This window comes from Citrobacter sp. 21OH12SH02A-Citro (genome assembly GCF_027919895.1).
Classification (GTDB): domain Bacteria; phylum Pseudomonadota; class Gammaproteobacteria; order Enterobacterales; family Enterobacteriaceae; genus Citrobacter; species Citrobacter braakii.
On the sequence record NZ_CP114801.1, the window covers coordinates 2,606,591 to 2,622,918 of the forward strand.

General features: G+C 54.1%; 15 protein-coding genes. 6 read left to right on the top strand and 9 right to left on the bottom strand.

Translation table 11 applies throughout. The features are described from left to right. The 3 genes from O6D90_RS12625 to O6D90_RS12635 are packed head-to-tail and all read left to right on the top strand — an operon-like array spanning position 1 to position 2,271. On the top strand, positions 1 to 819 hold the full coding sequence (locus O6D90_RS12625; protein WP_016156382.1) for an amino acid ABC transporter ATP-binding protein: 819 nt from the start codon (positions 1 to 3) through the stop codon (positions 817 to 819). After that, the gene (locus O6D90_RS12630) at positions 819 to 1,604 is read left to right on the top strand and encodes an amino acid ABC transporter permease (RefSeq protein WP_016156381.1); all 786 of its coding nucleotides are present in this window, start codon (positions 819 to 821) and stop codon (positions 1,602 to 1,604) included. The genes O6D90_RS12625 and O6D90_RS12630 overlap by 1 nt, the downstream gene beginning before the upstream one ends. Next, on the top strand, positions 1,594 to 2,271 hold the full coding sequence (locus O6D90_RS12635) for an amino acid ABC transporter permease (protein ID WP_016156380.1): 678 nt from the start codon (positions 1,594 to 1,596) through the stop codon (positions 2,269 to 2,271). The genes O6D90_RS12630 and O6D90_RS12635 overlap by 11 nt, the downstream gene beginning before the upstream one ends. Positions 2,272 to 2,280: 9 nt before the next feature. On the opposite strand, the gene ydhT is transcribed toward O6D90_RS12635, so the two are convergent. The 9 genes from ydhT to ttrS all read right to left on the bottom strand — a co-directional run bounded on the left by ydhT (position 2,281) and on the right by ttrS (position 11,212). Next, positions 2,281 to 3,093 (bottom strand): protein YdhT, encoded by an 813-nt coding sequence (ydhT, locus tag O6D90_RS12640; protein ID WP_016156379.1) that lies wholly within the window; start codon positions 3,091 to 3,093, stop codon positions 2,281 to 2,283. Positions 3,094 to 3,096: 3 nt separating this feature from the next. Then, on the bottom strand, positions 3,097 to 3,882 hold the full coding sequence (gene phsC, locus O6D90_RS12645; RefSeq protein WP_016152924.1) for a thiosulfate reductase cytochrome B subunit: 786 nt from the start codon (positions 3,880 to 3,882) through the stop codon (positions 3,097 to 3,099). Further along, positions 3,879 to 4,547 (bottom strand): 4Fe-4S dicluster domain-containing protein, encoded by a 669-nt coding sequence (locus tag O6D90_RS12650; RefSeq protein ID WP_016152923.1) that lies wholly within the window; start codon positions 4,545 to 4,547, stop codon positions 3,879 to 3,881. The genes phsC and O6D90_RS12650 overlap by 4 nt, the downstream gene beginning before the upstream one ends. A gap of 64 nt (positions 4,548 to 4,611) precedes the next feature. Then, on the bottom strand, positions 4,612 to 5,277 hold the full coding sequence (locus tag O6D90_RS12655; protein ID WP_016156378.1) for a YdhW family putative oxidoreductase system protein: 666 nt from the start codon (positions 5,275 to 5,277) through the stop codon (positions 4,612 to 4,614). Positions 5,278 to 5,287: 10 nt separating this feature from the next. Beyond that, positions 5,288 to 7,390, bottom strand: a complete 2,103-nt coding sequence (locus O6D90_RS12660; RefSeq protein ID WP_016156377.1) for an aldehyde ferredoxin oxidoreductase — start codon at positions 7,388 to 7,390, stop codon at positions 5,288 to 5,290. A 118-nt stretch (positions 7,391 to 7,508) separates the two neighbouring features. Next, complete coding sequence (locus O6D90_RS12665; RefSeq protein ID WP_016152920.1) at positions 7,509 to 8,135, bottom strand: ferredoxin-like protein; 627 nt, start codon at positions 8,133 to 8,135, stop codon at positions 7,509 to 7,511. A 482-nt stretch (positions 8,136 to 8,617) separates the two neighbouring features. Beyond that, on the bottom strand, positions 8,618 to 8,827 hold the full coding sequence (gene fumD / locus O6D90_RS12670) for a fumarate hydratase FumD (protein WP_271143104.1): 210 nt from the start codon (positions 8,825 to 8,827) through the stop codon (positions 8,618 to 8,620). A gap of 92 nt (positions 8,828 to 8,919) precedes the next feature. Continuing rightward, positions 8,920 to 9,504 (bottom strand): tetrathionate respiration response regulator TtrR, encoded by a 585-nt coding sequence (gene ttrR / locus O6D90_RS12675; RefSeq protein ID WP_016156376.1) that lies wholly within the window; start codon positions 9,502 to 9,504, stop codon positions 8,920 to 8,922. Then, entirely contained in the window at positions 9,479 to 11,212 is a 1,734-nt protein-coding gene (gene ttrS / locus O6D90_RS12680) for a tetrathionate respiration histidine kinase TtrS (protein WP_231392230.1), read from the bottom strand. The genes ttrR and ttrS overlap by 26 nt, the downstream gene beginning before the upstream one ends. Before the next feature lie 227 nt (positions 11,213 to 11,439). Between ttrS and ttrB the strand changes: the two genes are divergently transcribed. Genes ttrB through ttrA form a run of 3 tightly spaced genes read left to right on the top strand, consistent with a single transcriptional unit; the run spans position 11,440 to position 16,261 of the window. After that, the gene (gene ttrB / locus O6D90_RS12685) at positions 11,440 to 12,174 is read left to right on the top strand and encodes a tetrathionate reductase subunit TtrB (RefSeq protein ID WP_016156374.1); all 735 of its coding nucleotides are present in this window, start codon (positions 11,440 to 11,442) and stop codon (positions 12,172 to 12,174) included. Further along, positions 12,175 to 13,197 (top strand): tetrathionate reductase subunit TtrC, encoded by a 1,023-nt coding sequence (gene ttrC, locus O6D90_RS12690; RefSeq protein WP_016156373.1) that lies wholly within the window; start codon positions 12,175 to 12,177, stop codon positions 13,195 to 13,197. It begins immediately after the preceding gene. Next, positions 13,190 to 16,261 carry a tetrathionate reductase subunit TtrA gene (gene ttrA / locus O6D90_RS12695; RefSeq protein ID WP_016156372.1) on the top strand — a complete coding sequence of 1,024 codons (3,072 nt, stop codon included), beginning with the start codon at positions 13,190 to 13,192 and terminating at the stop codon, positions 16,259 to 16,261. Before ttrC ends, ttrA begins: the two co-directional genes overlap by 8 nt. The last annotated feature ends 67 nt before the right edge of the window (positions 16,262 to 16,328 follow it).

Here is a 16,328-nt window from a genome sequence, read left to right on the forward strand (position 1 = left end):
ATGCTCTCAGCCCTGTTTCATCGTTGTGCAGTTTCCGCGGCGGATTTTAACCATTTGCGCCAGGCAAGCGTCGAACTGCGCAATGTCATCAAACAGTTTGACACTCATACCGTACTTAACGGCGTCAGCCTGTCAGTTGAACCCGGTGAAGTGGTGACTATTCTGGGCCCTTCTGGCTCGGGAAAATCCACGCTTATACGCCTTATCAACCAGCTTGAGTCGCTCAGCGGTGGCGAGATTTTCATTGATGACAAACCAATTAGTCAGTTGCGCGGGGCAGCATTACGCCAGTTACGCAGCCGTATCGGTTTCGTTTTTCAGCAATTCAATCTCTATTCGCATCTGACAGCGCATCAGAACATCTCGCTGGCGCTGGAATATGTTCACGGCTGGAACAAGGCGGCAGCGGCGCGTCGGGCACTCGAATTGCTGGATCAGGTGGGACTAGCAGAAAAAGCGAGCGCTTATGCCGCACAGTTGTCCGGTGGGCAGCAACAGCGCGTGGCCATCGCCCGCGCGCTGGCCTCATCGCCACAAATCCTTCTGTTTGATGAGCCCACCTCCGCGCTGGATCCGGAAATGATCGGCGAAGTATTACAGGTGATGAAAAACCTGGCCCACAGCGGTATCACCATGATCGTCGTGACCCATGAAATGCATTTTGCCCGTGAGATTGCCGATCGCGTGGTATTCATCGATGGCGGAGAAATTCTTGAAGTGGCCGCGCCGGAGGATTTTTTCACCCGGCCACAGCACCCGAGAACCCAGCGTTTCCTGAAAAAAGTGCTCGACCCGTTACACCAGGAGTCATCGCTATAATGCTTGCAATGGACTGGCAGGGAGTGCTGAGCGGGCAACCTCTGCAATGGATAATTTCCGGTTTTCTCACCACGCTCTGGGTGACACTGGCAGGTGTCGTACTCGCCACGCTCATTGCCATCTTCCTACTCGGCCTGCGTCTGACGGGCAATCGCTTCAACAAAGCGGTGGTCAGTGTATGGATTTCGGTGTTTCGCAACACGCCTTTACTGGTGCAACTGATGTTCTGGTATTTTGCCGCATGGAACTGGCTGCCCCGCAACATCATTACCTTCATCAATGCAGAGCATCCCTGGTCTATTCTGCCAGGCGATGTCTGGTGGTTAACACCAGAGTTTATCTGTTCAGCATGGGGGCTGGGCGTATTTACCTCGGCATTTTTGGTCGAGGAGATCGCCTCTGGTTTACAGGCGGTTTCTGCCGGACAACGTGAGGCTGCCGTGGCGCAGGGTTTTTCATCCTGGGCGACGTTTCGTCACATTCTGCTCCCTCAGGGACTGGCGAACGCCTGGCAACCCATTGTTGGGCAATACCTTAACCTGATGAAACTTTCCTCGCTTGCCAGTGGTATTGGATTTGCTGAGCTCACCTACCAGGTGCGGCAAATTGAGAGCTACAACGCGCACGCGCTGGAAGCCTTTGCTGTTGGCACTGCGCTCTATCTGTTCACAGGCATCGTTCTGGGTATGCTGCTTACGCGTCTTGGCCCACGACCTGCATCGGGTAAATCGTCAAAGGTTAAAACGCGTATCTTCAGCGTCAGGAGCATACTGCATGATCGCTAATATTTCGGTCATTACCGACAATCTTGATTATCTCCTGTGGGGACGGGTGGCTCAGGGACAACCCGGCGGCGTTCTGCTCACGTTGTTGATGGCTCTCGGCGCGGCGCTGCTGGCCTTGCCTGGTGGGATAGTTCTTGCCTGCTGCGCCTGGCGTTTTCCGGGCACGGTTCGCAACGGGTTGTTTATCTGGGCGGAGTTTATTCGCGGCATTCCGCTAATCTTTGTGATTTTCTGGATGTGGTATTTGCTACCCATGCTGACCGGAAGCGATCTCCCCGGAGCCGTTACCGTGACGCTGGCGCTGGCATGGTTCACCGCTGCCTCGGTCATGCACTCAGTGTATGCAGGAATTAGCGCGCTGCCTGGCGGGCAATATGATGCTGCCGTGGTTCAGGGTTTTCGCCCGTATCAGGCCCTGTGGCTTATCTTATTGCCGCAGGTGCTGCGTAACGTACTGCCATCGCTGACGGGGATTTTTATTGGATTACTGAAGGACACGTCGTTGGCGTTTATCGTTAACGTGCCGGAACTCACAACGGTTGCGGGTCAGGTTAACAGCCGGGTACAAATCTATCCGGCAGCCATTTTTATTTTTACGGGACTGGTCTATTACCTGCTGTGCCTGAGCCTGGAGAAAATCACCCAACGCCGCTTCGCGTTAAAATGAGATCACGGCTCAACATTCCACAAACTGGTGGTCTTCGTTGAGCCGATATTTCACGCCCGCCCGAATGTTATTTTCCCCCTCAACGGCAAGTGCAAAACGCATTCTCTCGCCATCGTGATAGGCCAGCGCCGCGCAGCCGCCGGGGCCGAGTATTATCGAATCGACAACACCGGTACTGGCAACAACGGCGTTCTCTCCGCTGGCAATAATGTGGATGTTGTCGGCGCAGTTGGCGATTTTAGACTCTGCGCCAAAACAGGCCAACTGAGTTAAATCACCACCGCAGGCAATCCGGTTTCTGTCGCCGAGCGAACTGATGCGTACGCGCATGCCGGTACTGGCGATACGCGTCCCGTCACCCACGCTACTGATACGTGCCGAATTTCCCGCAACCGCAATTCGCCCGCGATCGCCTGAACTGCCGATATGCGCGTTATAGCCTACGCTACCAATACGTGCGCTGTAACCTGCGCTGGCGATCTGTGCGGCATACCCGGCGCTGGTGATTTTAACGTTATCGCCTGCACAACTGAATCGGGCATTATCTTCCGCACTCGCCAGCGGAGGGCTGATTTCCCCCGCCGTTTGCACACGGGAAATATTCCCCATCGCGCGAATATCCTGCTGGGCAAAACTCGCCTCTTCCCGCCATTTTGACCAGCCGTATTCCACCAGACTATTTGCCCAGTCTGTATACCCTTCCCGCTGGAGCGCACGATGGACATCAGCGTAGCTTCCGCCAGTTGGAAACGCGCGTAGAAACCAGCGATACATTACGGGCCCAACGCGCCAGGCCCGTAAGTCACTTCGCGTAATCATCATCGCTTAATGCCGGTGATAGCCATCCACCATACACTTGAAGGTTTCGCCCGGCGTACGACCTGTCGTGCAGAGATAAAGATGCCCAAAAATGAAAAACAGACTGATTATTGCCAGCGCGAAGTGCGCCTGGAGCAACCAGTAACGCACGCCGGGGAACAGGTCACCGACAACCGTCGGATAGAGCGATAACAACCCTGAGATCAACAGCAGTGGCAGTAAGCCATACATCACGCCAACATAGGCCGCCTGCTGTAGCGGGTTGAATTTAGAACGCTTTGATGCCGGGAATGGGTGTGACTCGCCCTGCATAATGCCAAACAGGTAAAAACGCGTTTGTCTTTGCGCTCGTCCGATCCAGCCCTGACGTTGGATAATATAGTGATGCCCGTTGCCGCCAATCAGATTGATCAGGACAAAGCCAATCCAGCAGGCGAGCAGCAAAAAGCCGCAGACCTCATGCACGGTAAGCAGGCTTTTCATCACCGACGCACTGACGACGGAGAAGTGATTGACCAGGCCACTGACCAGAAGTAGCAGAAATAGCAGCGCATTCGACCAGTGCCACAAACGAACGGCCTTCGAGTATAAATAGACTTTCTCACCGTGCCCTGCCGACGCTTTATGCGCGGCCCGAAAGCGCAGCATGGCGTGTAGCGCCAGCACCAGCCACATCCCCACTAGCATTAACCCGGCGATGACCAACCACACAGGCCAGTAGTCCGGTGAAAACAGGGGAACATACTGCGCAAGCTGGGCGTGAAACTGTTCGGCATTCTGCGACGCGTTCATACATTTTCCTTTTTAATCAAATGTTGACCGAACCGACGATACAGATGGGGTTTCCCGGCGCCTGCAAGTTGATGCTCGTAATACTTATTTTCTCTCAACCAGGTCTGAATTTCCGGGCTATCTTCGCGACCAAAAATCAGCGCATGTTCCGGGCAGGCATTAACACAGATCGGCGGGAAACCTTTCGCCAGACGAGATTCAGCGCAGAAGTCGCATTTATCCGCCACTTTGGTCTGCGGGTTGAGATAACGCACCTGATAAGGACACGCGCCAATACAGTAACTGCAGCCGATACAGGAAGACGTGTCTACCCGCACAATGCCGTTGTCATCTCGCCATGAGGCGCCGGTCGGACACACCTCAATACAGGGGGCATCATCACAGTGCTGGCAGGACTGACGGAAGTAGTGATACAGCGTTTCGTTGTCGTTGTCCGAAACCGGAATATGAGCTATCGACAAACGGCTACCCTGCGCAGGAACATGGTTGGTTTTCCTGCATGCGCGGGCGCAGATATTACATCCGTTACACAGTGATTCATCGTGAATCATGACGTAATGTACGTCTTTAGAACTCCTGGTACTCGCTAACAGATTTTGACCTGGGCCAGTGAAAAAAATCACCGTCCCCATGCCAATGACAAATTTTCGTCGGGTGAAGGACATCGGGTTATCCTCTAATACTGTGACAGTGGTCGTCCACACGTTCCATGACATCAACCTGAATAATTCAGGGGTTCTGATACTGCTCAACCTCAAGCCATTCGCACAGGCCGTACGCTTTGCCATAACTCATAAAACGTTCGCTGAACAAATAAGGCTCCGCATTTGACGATTCCACAGTCCGTATATCTGCATAATCAGGATGCGTTTCCATAGCCGTGAGCGCAGCGGCAATCTGTTGAGACTCAAAGCGATACGGCGGTTGCGTCAACATGGCGACCTTATAAGGGCGAGGATACGTTCGACAATCGAAGCGTACCGCCTCGGCAATCGCACGGCAGATGTCGTTTTCCACCACCTGCACACACATGTCGGCGTAATTTGCCGTCATGGTTTGCGTCGAATAGAAATATGCTTCTTCCGCACCCTGCACACAGGTGATATCCGCACCATTCGCGTCCTGGCCCAGCACATCCAGCAGCGCGGAAAGATCGGTTTCAGGAACCGAATAAGGCGGCAGCAAAAAGACACTGCGCGCCACCAGTTGCCCCGATGCTGAATGCTGGCGGATAAAATCTGCCACAATCAACTCCGGGCTGGCTGGTTCCTGAACCTGGGGCGCATTCATCTGTTCTACAGGCGGGTGAAACGCCTGCAGCCACTGTCTCTTTCGGCTATCCACTTCGTCAGGAAACGCCTCAACGGGGGTCAGCACGTCGCTCACGTTAGTCATCTCGCATTCCTTACGCCGGCAACAGATCTTGTGCAGCCAAATCAGCGGCTACATCTTCAAGTCCGAGTCGGTTCAGGGTTTCACGCGTTGGGCAACCCAGTTCTGGATCCCAGCCCATTTCCTGATAGAACATCGTCAGCGACTGACGCATATCTTCCCGGTCCATCTTGTCGGTCCCTTCAGTGAAGACCGGGATCTTCGGATCTTTATCAAACACCCAGGAGCAGATGAGATCGTGCTCATTGCGCATATCTTTGGTTTGCATCAATTTGACCGTATAGGCACGGTGCAGGGTAAAGATGCGTTCAGCGGCCAAGTCCAGACTCGCCTGCGTGGTTTCATCGCCGGTGACCGCCTGGAAGAATTTTGCTTCCAGATCCAAATCGCCGCGATAGTTACGGCTCTTGAGTGGTGAAACCGTCATCGGCCACACCCAGTTGCACAGCGTAACCGCGTTATGCAGACAGACTTTCAGCAGCGTCCATTTGGCATATTTGATCTTGGCGGCATTGATTGGGGTGTAGTTTTTGGTTTCGTCGTATGCATCCTGCGAACCAAATAGCTCGCCCGCCACTTCGCGCTGTAATTTCAGCGGTAAACCGGAACCGATGAAGTTGATATGGGTGTGCGCCATACAGTCACGGTTAAACATACAGTTGGTGATCGCCCCCACCTGTGCAGAGGCCTCGTTTGCATGGTGGACAGGAAAACCAAACGGCGACCACAGTTTATTTTTGGCATAACCCCAGTACTCTTCGCCCAAATCCCAGCGTTCAGCAATGGCATACGATCCGTCCGCAAGATGGCTGAGTTCCCCCACGCGATGCGCCAACCGGTAGTAAAAATCCTTAATAAAATGAGGATCGCCCGCTTCCAGCTGATCCCAGCGGATCTCCGCATACTCTTCAGCTGGCAGTACGCGCTTAAAGACGCCTTTCGAATAGCAGTAAGTAAAATCACGGTGCAACTGCCCGTAGTTACACCAGATGCCATAATCGTCAAACAGGTTCAGGCCAATCAGATTTCCCACCACGCGCCCATCGTCTTTATCGTCGAAATCTTTCGGGCCATTGGGGAAAATGGTGGTGTGGACAAAGTTCGCCACGCAGGTGTTACCGCCGGTACTTGGCACGCCAAAATCTTTCACCCGCGGGACATTGAGCTGCGACATACAGCGAATGGGGCATGAATGGCAGCCGCTCATTTTGACCGTGTATTTCTCAGCGGCTGGCCCCAAATCGAACACGGATTTATAGGTACGGAAACCCACGGTATTCTGGTTACCCGGCGGGATTTCCCCGGTTTCGATTGGTCCCCCTTCTGCAGCGCCCCAGAACAGTCCCTTACGGGCCGTCCAGCGCGAGTTTGGCGAAGAGTATTCTGCCCAGGCCTGCGGGGTGCTTGGCACAACGTGGTTGTTGTTGGCACCGATGAGCTCGGTCATCATGTAATCATTGAGCCGCTTCATCTCTTTACGATCGGCAATATTGACCCCTTTGGTCCCTTCTACCGCAATAGCCTTCAGGTTTTTCGACCCCATTACCGCGCCAGTACCGGCGCCTCCGCTGTGGTTGCGACTGTTGATCATGCAGGAGAGCGGCACCAGATTTTCACCCGCCTGACCAATAGCGGCGACGCAGGTTTCCGGGCTGGTAATGCGGCAAATCTCTTCGGTTGTGGCGCGCGTTCCCTTACCCCACAGGAAATCGGCTTTTTCGATGCTGACCTTTTCGTCTTTAATGTTGATCCAGACAGGCGTCGCGGACTTGCCTTCGATAATAATGGCGTCGTAACCGGCGAATTTCATTTGCGCAGCAAAGAAGCCGCCCATATGAGCATCCACCACTAAATTGCCTTTGGTAAAAGTCGATAAGGAGGTGATATTGACGCGGGAGCTACAAGGGGCACCAGAGCCCGTTAATGGCCCGGTGGCGAAAACCAGTTTATTCCCTTCATCGAAAGGCATGGTGCCTGGCGGGACTTCGTCGTACATAATTTTATAACCAAAGCCCATCCCGCCGACAAATTTTTTAAATTTACTGGAATCTTCAAGGGTGATATTCCCCGTGGTGAGATTGACCCGTAAAATATTACCTGTCCAACCATTAGCCATCATGTTTTCCTTTGCAAGAAGGTTTAATAGATATACCCGCCATCCTTCAGGCAGTTTTTTTGCAAAACTGCGATATTTTTGGCAATTAATGACGCGTATCAGGTATGCCTGCTATCTATCAAACAGTAATATCTTTCCACTCGATAATTTTTAATGCCCCAGTCGGACAAGCATTGGCGCACTCCCCACATAACACACATTTTGAGGATTTTTTTGTTTCGGTATTCACGGTCGCCATCATCCACGGGCAGGCGGTGGTACAAGCGCTGCAGCCAATACAACGTTTATGATCCACCGCAATACAGCCGTCTTCCTGTTTCCAGGTAATAGCGCCAATGGGGCAGACCTTCATGCATTGCGGATCTTTGCACTGACGGCAGGTATCAGCGGTATAGTTTAAATCGCCATAAAGTCCGCCACCGGACCCGACGCCATCATCGCCAAAGAAGAAGTTGCGATGGATTTTTATACGGGAAAAGAAAGTCCCCACGGCACCATCGTTATAATTGGTACAGGAAATTTCACAGCGGTGGCAGCCAGTACAGCGCGCTCGCTGGGTCACCAGCACCCCTTTCGGCGTATTGATAAGCCCCACGGTACCGCTGTCGATATCTTCCTGCTTACAGCCAAAAAGTGATAACAGTGCAGGGGCGATGGTTAATCCTGCCAAACCTTTTCCTGATATCCGCAGAAATTCAAGCCGCGTTAAACCACAATCTAAAAATGGACGATCAACCTGATTCATTTATTTCGCATCCTCTTCGCAAACGCTGTGTTAGCAACACCTCCAGGCTAAATTAAACCCGTGCAACTCAAGCCATTTCGGGCGGTTAATGTTGCCAACAACACGTAAATTTTTGCCCTAACCTGATCGCGTAAAATGACGGTGGTTAAACTGAATGAATCTAATCCTTTAGGGTTAGGCGTAAAGATAATGTGGTTATTCAGCGCTCATAGTTTTGATCGTCATCAATTAAAAAACGGAAGGGAAATAATAAATGCGGAGTGAGATTTATTATCATTAAGATAAGTTGAAATAATATTTCACATGCTTTGCAAATATTTGTGACTCTACTCGCATATATATTTTAATATATCATTCGGAATATAACTCAATATACAGCGAAGGTTACTCTTCTAATTGCAGCACTAAATTATATATATTGATAAATTAACGTGACGAGAATAAAAGGACGGCGAACGAGACCACCATCCTCTTTTTGTGGATTAACCGGCTAATGCTTTAATGACGGTCTCAATAGCCTGTTTTTCTAACTCGCTGCGCTTCACACGCTGGTTGGCGAGGGTGGTTCTCAGTACTCCCGCAATGACGACATGCTTAGGCTCTTGTCCCAGATCGCGCATTTCCAGCACTACTTTACCGACTACTCTGCACATTTCACGGTACAACTCATCGTCTTTGGTCTGATTTCCCATTTTTTCCCGCTCGTCATTAACTCAAACCAACAGCATATATCAGTCTGACGGATTAGACAAAATTCAATGAAAATCAAATAAATGTCATAAATTTACTGAATCCTCTGCAGTCGATTAACCAGTTCAGCAAGACTCCCCGCCTGCATTTTTTCCATCACCCGCGCCCGATGAACCTCAACCGTGCGCACGGCAATATTCATGGCATCAGCAATTTCCCGATTCATTAACCCTTTTGCTACCAGTTGCGCCAGCTCTCGCTCCTTTGGCGTAAGCTGCTGATAGCAAACCACGATCTCTTGTCGCGAAAAGGCGGCGTGAGAAATCTGCACTGCATGCTCTAACGCCGCTTGCAGAGGCGCGGCGGAAACCGGCTTTTGCAAAAAATCGACCGCACCGCGTTTCATTTGTTCAACCGCCATCGGCACATCGCCATGCCCGGTGAGAAATACCACCGCCAGCGTACTCTCACGCTGGCGCATGGCTTCATGCACAGCATGCCCATCCAGTACAGGCATACGCATATCCAGCAAAAGTACGCCCACCTGGTGCAGATTTGCCTCGGTGAGGAATGTTTCGCCTTGCTCCCAGCAACACACCTCATATCCCAGACTTTCCAGTAAAAACGCGCAAGCCTGGGTGACGGCAATATCGTCATCCAGCAGATGAATGATTGCCACGACGGCCTCCCTCCGGATTTTGCTTAAAATGTAATGTCACTACCACGCCCGCTTTGTCATCTGGAGCCTGATGATTTTTGATCGCAATGTCTCCGTTTGCGTAGCGCACCAGCCGCTGACAAATGGCTAGCCCCAGCCCCATGCCCTCTTTACGGGTGGTCATAAACGGCTGAAAAGCCTGGTACAGCTGCACCTCATCAATACCTCCGGCGTTATCCTGCACCTGAATACTCACATCACCATCCTCACGCTGAGCGCAAAACCACACGGTGGTAGCCCCCGCCTGGGCGGCGTTGAGAACCACATTGGCCAGTACCTGTTCGAGGAGAACACTCGGCAACGTTAATGTTAACGCCTTACCGATCTGCGTTTGCAGCGCTACCGCCGGAAATTGCTGGGGCATGCGTAATAATTGCCAGACGTGATGGATAGCATCATGAACGTTGACGACCTGCCAGTCATCGGTCATCACCGGATTGCCCTGTGCCTGGCTGACCCACTGGCGAAGATTGTGCAGCGTATCAGCCCCCCGCTGCGCCTGGGTATCAATGTGCTCCAGCGCGGGCAGCAGCGGATGCTGTTGATCCTGACTACGCAGGCGGATCAGACAGCCCTGCGCATAATGACGGATAGCCGATAGCGGCTGATTGAGCTCGTGGGCAAAACCCGACGTCATCTCGCCAAGCACGCTCATTTGGCGAGCGGTTTCCAGCTCCTGTTCCTGTTTGCGCAACAATACGTTGTTTTGCTCCAACTGCCTGCCGCGTCGGCGGACCAGCAACATCACCCAGATGTAATTGAGCGTCAACAACAACAAGACAAGAGCCGCGGCCCCCATCGCCAGCCGATGTTGAATAAACCAGCTTTTGACATCCAGCCACAGCTGGCGCTGCTGCGGATGCTGGCGGACATCGCGCAGCAACGCTTCCACCTCGCGGGTCGAGGCGGGCGCCCCCCAGCGAAACGTCGCGTTCTGCGGCGCATTGAACAGGGCCCGCGTGACGCGATCGGCCAGCTCGTCGCTTACCGCAGGCAGTGCCGCAAATGACCAGTCAGGATAGAGCGGCGTACTGGTTAAACAGGGAATCGACGTCGGATGGTTAAGCACCGCCGTAAAATCTGTTTTACGAATAAGCCCTTCTTCGTCCATTTTTTCCAGCAGGCACACCGGCACAATCACCGCCTGCACGGCTTTTTCGCGTAATAAATAGAGTAAGGCATCGGCGGGAAATCCGGTAAACGTCAGGCGCAAATCGCGATCCGGGCGCAGGCCGGCATCGCTGAGCGCTTTATATCCCAGCAAATAGCCGCCAAATGCCTGAGCATCAATGGCACCCACCGTTTTGCCGATCAGATCGTGTGCGGAGGTTATCCCGCTATCGCGCCTGACGAGGATCGCGCTGCCAATCACATTACTGGTGGCTTTCCCCCCGCGAGTAGAACGGAGTGACGCCAGCCAGCGTAGCGCAGCGCGGCTGTTTAGTTGAACAAATTGCGCCGGATTAGTGACCACAAATTGTACCGTTCCACGATTCACCGCCTCCTGCATCTGCCGCAGGTCCAGCGGTTGAATATGAAACTGTTCGCCGGGAATTTGCTGATTCAACAGGGTTTCCAGCGGCTGCCAGTGATTACGCGTGGAGACATCCCCACGCATCGCCAAAACGCCAATGTTCCATGTCTGAGCCCTGACCACACCGCTTAGCATCCATAGCGACACCAGCACCGTCAGACATTTTGCTACGTTGCGTCCCACTCAATTATCCCTGTCAATTATGTTGTTTTAGATCAACAACAAGCCGGGTATGTGGTTAACCACAATAGAGTACCCCCCGTCACGATTTTTACACTGTAAATCATCAAGATTCTTTATTCATCACACGCAAACCAACGGCGTGACCAATGTTTCGTTGTTGCATCGTGACGGGAGAAAATATGGACAGCAGTAAACGGCAGTTTCTCCAACAACTGGGCGTCCTGACCGCTGGCGCATCACTGGTACCCTTGGCTCAGGCGCAATTTCCCTTCTCGCCTGAACGCCATGAAGGCTCACTTCAGCATCGCTACGCCATGCTGGTTGACCTGCGACGCTGTATCGGCTGCCAGGCCTGTACTGTCAGTTGCGCCATTGAAAACCAGACGCCGCAGGGTGAATTTCGCACCCTCGTTAACCAGTACCAGGTGCAGATTGAAGGTCAGCAGAGCGTCACCAACGTCCTGCTGCCGCGGCTGTGCAACCATTGTGATAATCCTCCCTGCGTGCCCGTTTGCCCGGTACAGGCTACCTTCCAACGCGAAGACGGCATTGTGGTGGTCGACAACACGCGCTGCGTGGGCTGCGCCTACTGCGTGCAGGCCTGCCCTTATGATGCGCGGTTCATCAACCATGAAACACAAACCGCCGATAAATGTACCTTTTGCGTTCATCGCCTCGAAGCTGGCCTGCTCCCGGCCTGCGTGGAATCCTGCGTCGGCGGCGCGCGCATCATAGGCGATATCAAAGATCCGCACAGCCGGATTTCTCAAATGCTGCGTGAACACCATGACGCCATCAAAGTCCTGAAACCGGAAAACGGGACATCACCGCACGTGTTCTATCTGGGTCTGGACGAAGCATTAGTAACCCCGTTGATGGGACGTGCTCAACCCGCTCTCTGGCAGGAGGTTTAAATGAACCATTCACTGGTTATTGAAGAGGTTCTGGCCCATCCCCAGGACGTAAGCTGGTTACCCTGGGCCGTACAATATTTCTTTTTCATCGGCATTGCCGCCTGCGCCGCGCTGTTCGCCTGCGTGCTTCACTGGCGTAAACAAGAGATGCCGGAACTGGAAAACCTGACGCTGTTAATCGCCCTGACCTGCGCGATTACCGCGCCGCTGGCGCTGACCGCTGACTTACACCAAACCGCCCGCGTCTGGCATTTCTACGCCTGGCCGACGCCGTGGTCCTGGATGCCCTGGGGCGCGCTGTTTTTACCGCTCTTTACCGGCTTCTTAGGTCTGTGGTTTCTGGCGCAGCATGTTAAAAGGTTAATGCTTAAAAGTTACAGCGTCACTAAGTGGTTGGCGATAGGTAGCGCCTTGTCAGCCATCGGGTTGCTGGTATACACCGGCCGCGAAGTGTCGGTAGTGCAGGCGCGTCCTGTCTGGTTCAGCTACGCCTTTCCGGTTGCGATGTTCCTCAGCGCGCTGCAAACGTTTCTCGCCCTGCTCATCGCCGCGACAAAAAGCGAGGGAACATTGACCCGCAAACTGGCGTGGGGGCAGACAGTCACCCTGATGGTACTGGCTTTGGTCGTGGTGATATGGGTGAGCGGCAATACGCTTTCCGGTTCGGCTATTCGCCAATGGCTGAACGTTGCCCCGTTAGCACGACACTACGCTATCGGTTGGGTTGCGCTATGGCTTGTTTCGCTTGTCCTGTGCGGGCTGGTGCTCCGTAACCCCTTATCGCTGCAGCTGCGCATATTACTTGCATTTAGCGCGATGGCGCTGTGCTGGCTGATGCGCTGGACGTTACTTATCCAGGTGCAGACCATACCGAAATTTAACGCGCTGTTTAATCCTTACACCCTGCCCGGTGGTACCGATGGCTGGCTGGCCATTGTGGGCACCTTCGGCCTGTGGATAGCACTGATCATTATTGTTCGTGAAGCCCTGAACGCGATCGCAAGGAGAATGCAACATGGCTAATTTAACCCGTCGTCAGTGGCTTAAAGTAGGCCTTGCCGTAGGTGGCATGGTGACTTTTGGCCTGAGTTATCGGGATGTGGCAAAGCGCGCGATAGACGGTTTGCTGGACGGCTCCTCGGGCAAAATTACCCGAGACCGCATCTTTGGTAACGCCCTCATCCCCGAAGCCAATGCCCAGCCGCGCTGGCAGCAGAACCCGCAGCAGGTTATCTCCATGACGCAGTGCTTCGGCTGCTGGACGCAGTGTGGCGTGCGGGTGCGCGTTGACAGCGAACAAGGAAAGGTGTTGCGCATTGCAGGCAACCCCTATCACCCATTGTCTCACGAGCACCATATTGACGCCTCCGTCCCCTTTGCCACCGCAATGGAACAACTGGCGGGCGAAACGGGTCTTGACGCGCGTTCCACGGCCTGCGCCCGTGGCGCAACCTTACTTGAAGGTTTATACAGCCCGTTACGCATTCTCCAGCCCATGAAACGTGTCGGCAAACGCGGTGAGGGAAAATGGCAGCGCATCAGCTTCGAACAGCTGATCAAAGAGGTGGTGGAAGGCGGCGACTTGTTTGGTGAAGGCCACGTTGACGGCTTGCGGGCAATCCATGACACCAACACGCCGCTTGATGCCAGGCATCCCGGCTATGGCCCTAAATCCAATCAACTGCTGGTCACCAATACCAGCGATGAAGGACGTGATTCATTTTTGCGCCGCTTTGCATTAAATAGTTTTGGCAGTAAAAACTTCGGCGCTCATGGCGCTTACTGTGGTCTGGCATACCGGGCCGGTTCCGGTGCGTTAATGGGCGATCTGGATAAAAACACCCACGTGAAGCCCGACTGGGACAACGTCAAATTCGCGCTATTTATGGGAACGTCTCCGGCGCAATCCGGTAACCCGTTTAAGCGCCAGGCTCGCCAACTGGCCAGCGCCCGTTTACGCGACGACTTCCGTTATGTGGTGGTGGCGCCGGCCCTGCCATTGACCACGGTGCAGGCTGACAATCGCGGCCACTGGCAGCCTGTACGACCGGGAAGTGACTCCGCGCTGGCGATGGGGATGATCCGTTGGATTATCGAAAAACAGCGTTATAACGCCGATTATCTCACCATTCCCGGCGTACAGGCCATGCAGCAGGCCGGGGAAAAAAGCTGGACTAACGCCACGCATCTGGTGATTACCGATGAGCTTCCAACCCTTGCCGGACAGCATTTAACCCTCGCGCACCTGAGTGCAAACGCCGCCCAGGAGCCGGTGGTCATTAACGAGGCCGGCGAAATTGTCGCCGCCAGCAGTTGCCCACGCGCGCAGCTGTTCGTCACCCGCCAGGTCACGCTGGCAGACGGTCAGACGGTGACGGTAAAAAGCAGCTTCCAGTGTATGAAAGAGTCCGCCGGGAAACTAACGCTGACGCAGTACAGCCAGCAATGCGGCGTGTCTGAAGCTGACATTGGCGCCCTGGCCGACGCGTTTACCCGCCATGGCCGCCAGGCAGCGGTGATTACGCACGGTGGAATGATGGCAGGCAATGGATTTTATAACGCCTGGTCGGTGATGATGCTCAATGCGCTGATTGGCAATCTCAGTCTTGAAGGCGGCGTATTTGTCGGCGGCGGCAAGTTCAATGGCGCCACCGACGGTCCGCGCTACAACATGGACAGCTTCGCCGGGAAGGTAAAACCAAAAGGATTAAGCATCGCGCGCAGTAAAACTGCTTATGAGTCTTCCGAAGAGTATCGCAATAAGGTGGCGGCCGGACAATCGCCCTTCCCGGCCAAAGCCCCGTGGTATCCGTTTGTCGCAGGCCAGCTTACCGAACTCCTCGTCTCGGCGCTGGAAGGCTACCCTTATCCGCTGAAAGCCTGGATCTCAAACATGACCAACCCGTTCTACGGCATCGCAGGGTTGCGCGGCGTGGCGGAAGAAAAGCTCAAGGATCCTGCGCGTCTGCCGCTGTTTATCGCTATTGACGCCTTTATGAACGAAACCACGGCGCTGGCCGATTACATCGTGCCGGATACCCACAACTTCGAAAGTTGGGGATTCAGCGCCCCGTGGGCCGGCGTTGCCAGTAAAGCCACCACCGCGCGTTGGCCGGTAGTGACAGCGGCAACCAGCAGAACCGCTGATGGTCAACCCGCCTCGATGGAATCTTTCTGTATCGCAGTGGCAAAACGTATCGGGCTCCCCGGATTTGGTGACAATGCGATTACCGATCCGCAGGGCAATCACTATCCGTTGAATCGTGCGGAAGATTACTACCTGCGACTCGCCGCCAATATTGCGTTTATGGGCAAAGCGCCGGTCGCTGAAGCGCAACCGGAAGACATAGCGCTGACTGGGGTACAGCGGATCGTGCCAGTGATGACCCAAACGCTGAAAGCCGATGAAATCAGCCGGGTGGCGTTTATCTACTCCCGCGGTGGGCGTTTTGCGCCGGACAACAGCGGGCGGGTTGAGAATCGGATAGGCAATGCGTGGGAAAAACCGCTACAAATCTGGAATGCGGACGTCGCCGCGCACCGCCATGCAATTACCGGCGAGCGCTACAGCGGCTGCCCGGCCTGGTATCCTTCACGCCTGTCAGATGGGCGTGCGGTCGAGGAGTTGTTCCCGGAACAAGAGTGGCCGCTGAAACTGATTTCTTTTAAATCCAATACCATGTCCAGCGCCACGGCGGTGATCCCACGTCTGCATCATCTGAAGCCGGTTAATCTGGTGGCGCTTAATCCGCAGGATGGTCAACGATATGGTTTAGCGCACGGCGATATGGTGCGTATCACCACGCCTGGCGGTCAGGCGCAGGCGCAGATAAGCCTGCTTAATGGCGTGATGCCGGGCGTGATCGCCATTGAACACGGTTATGGGCATAAAGAAATGGGCGCGGCGCAGCATACGCTCGACGGCAAGCCGATGGCGTTTGACGCACAAATAAGGTCGGGGATTAATCTCAACGATTTGGGCTTTGCGGATCCTACCCGGCAGGTAGCCAATACCTGGCTTGACTGGGTGTCAGGTGCAGCGGTGCGCCAGGGGTTGCCAGCGAGGATTGAGCGAGTGAAACTCTAGCGCCGGATGGCCACGCCAACGCGTTTTATCCGGCCTACAGAACGTCGTAGGCCGGATAAGGCAACGC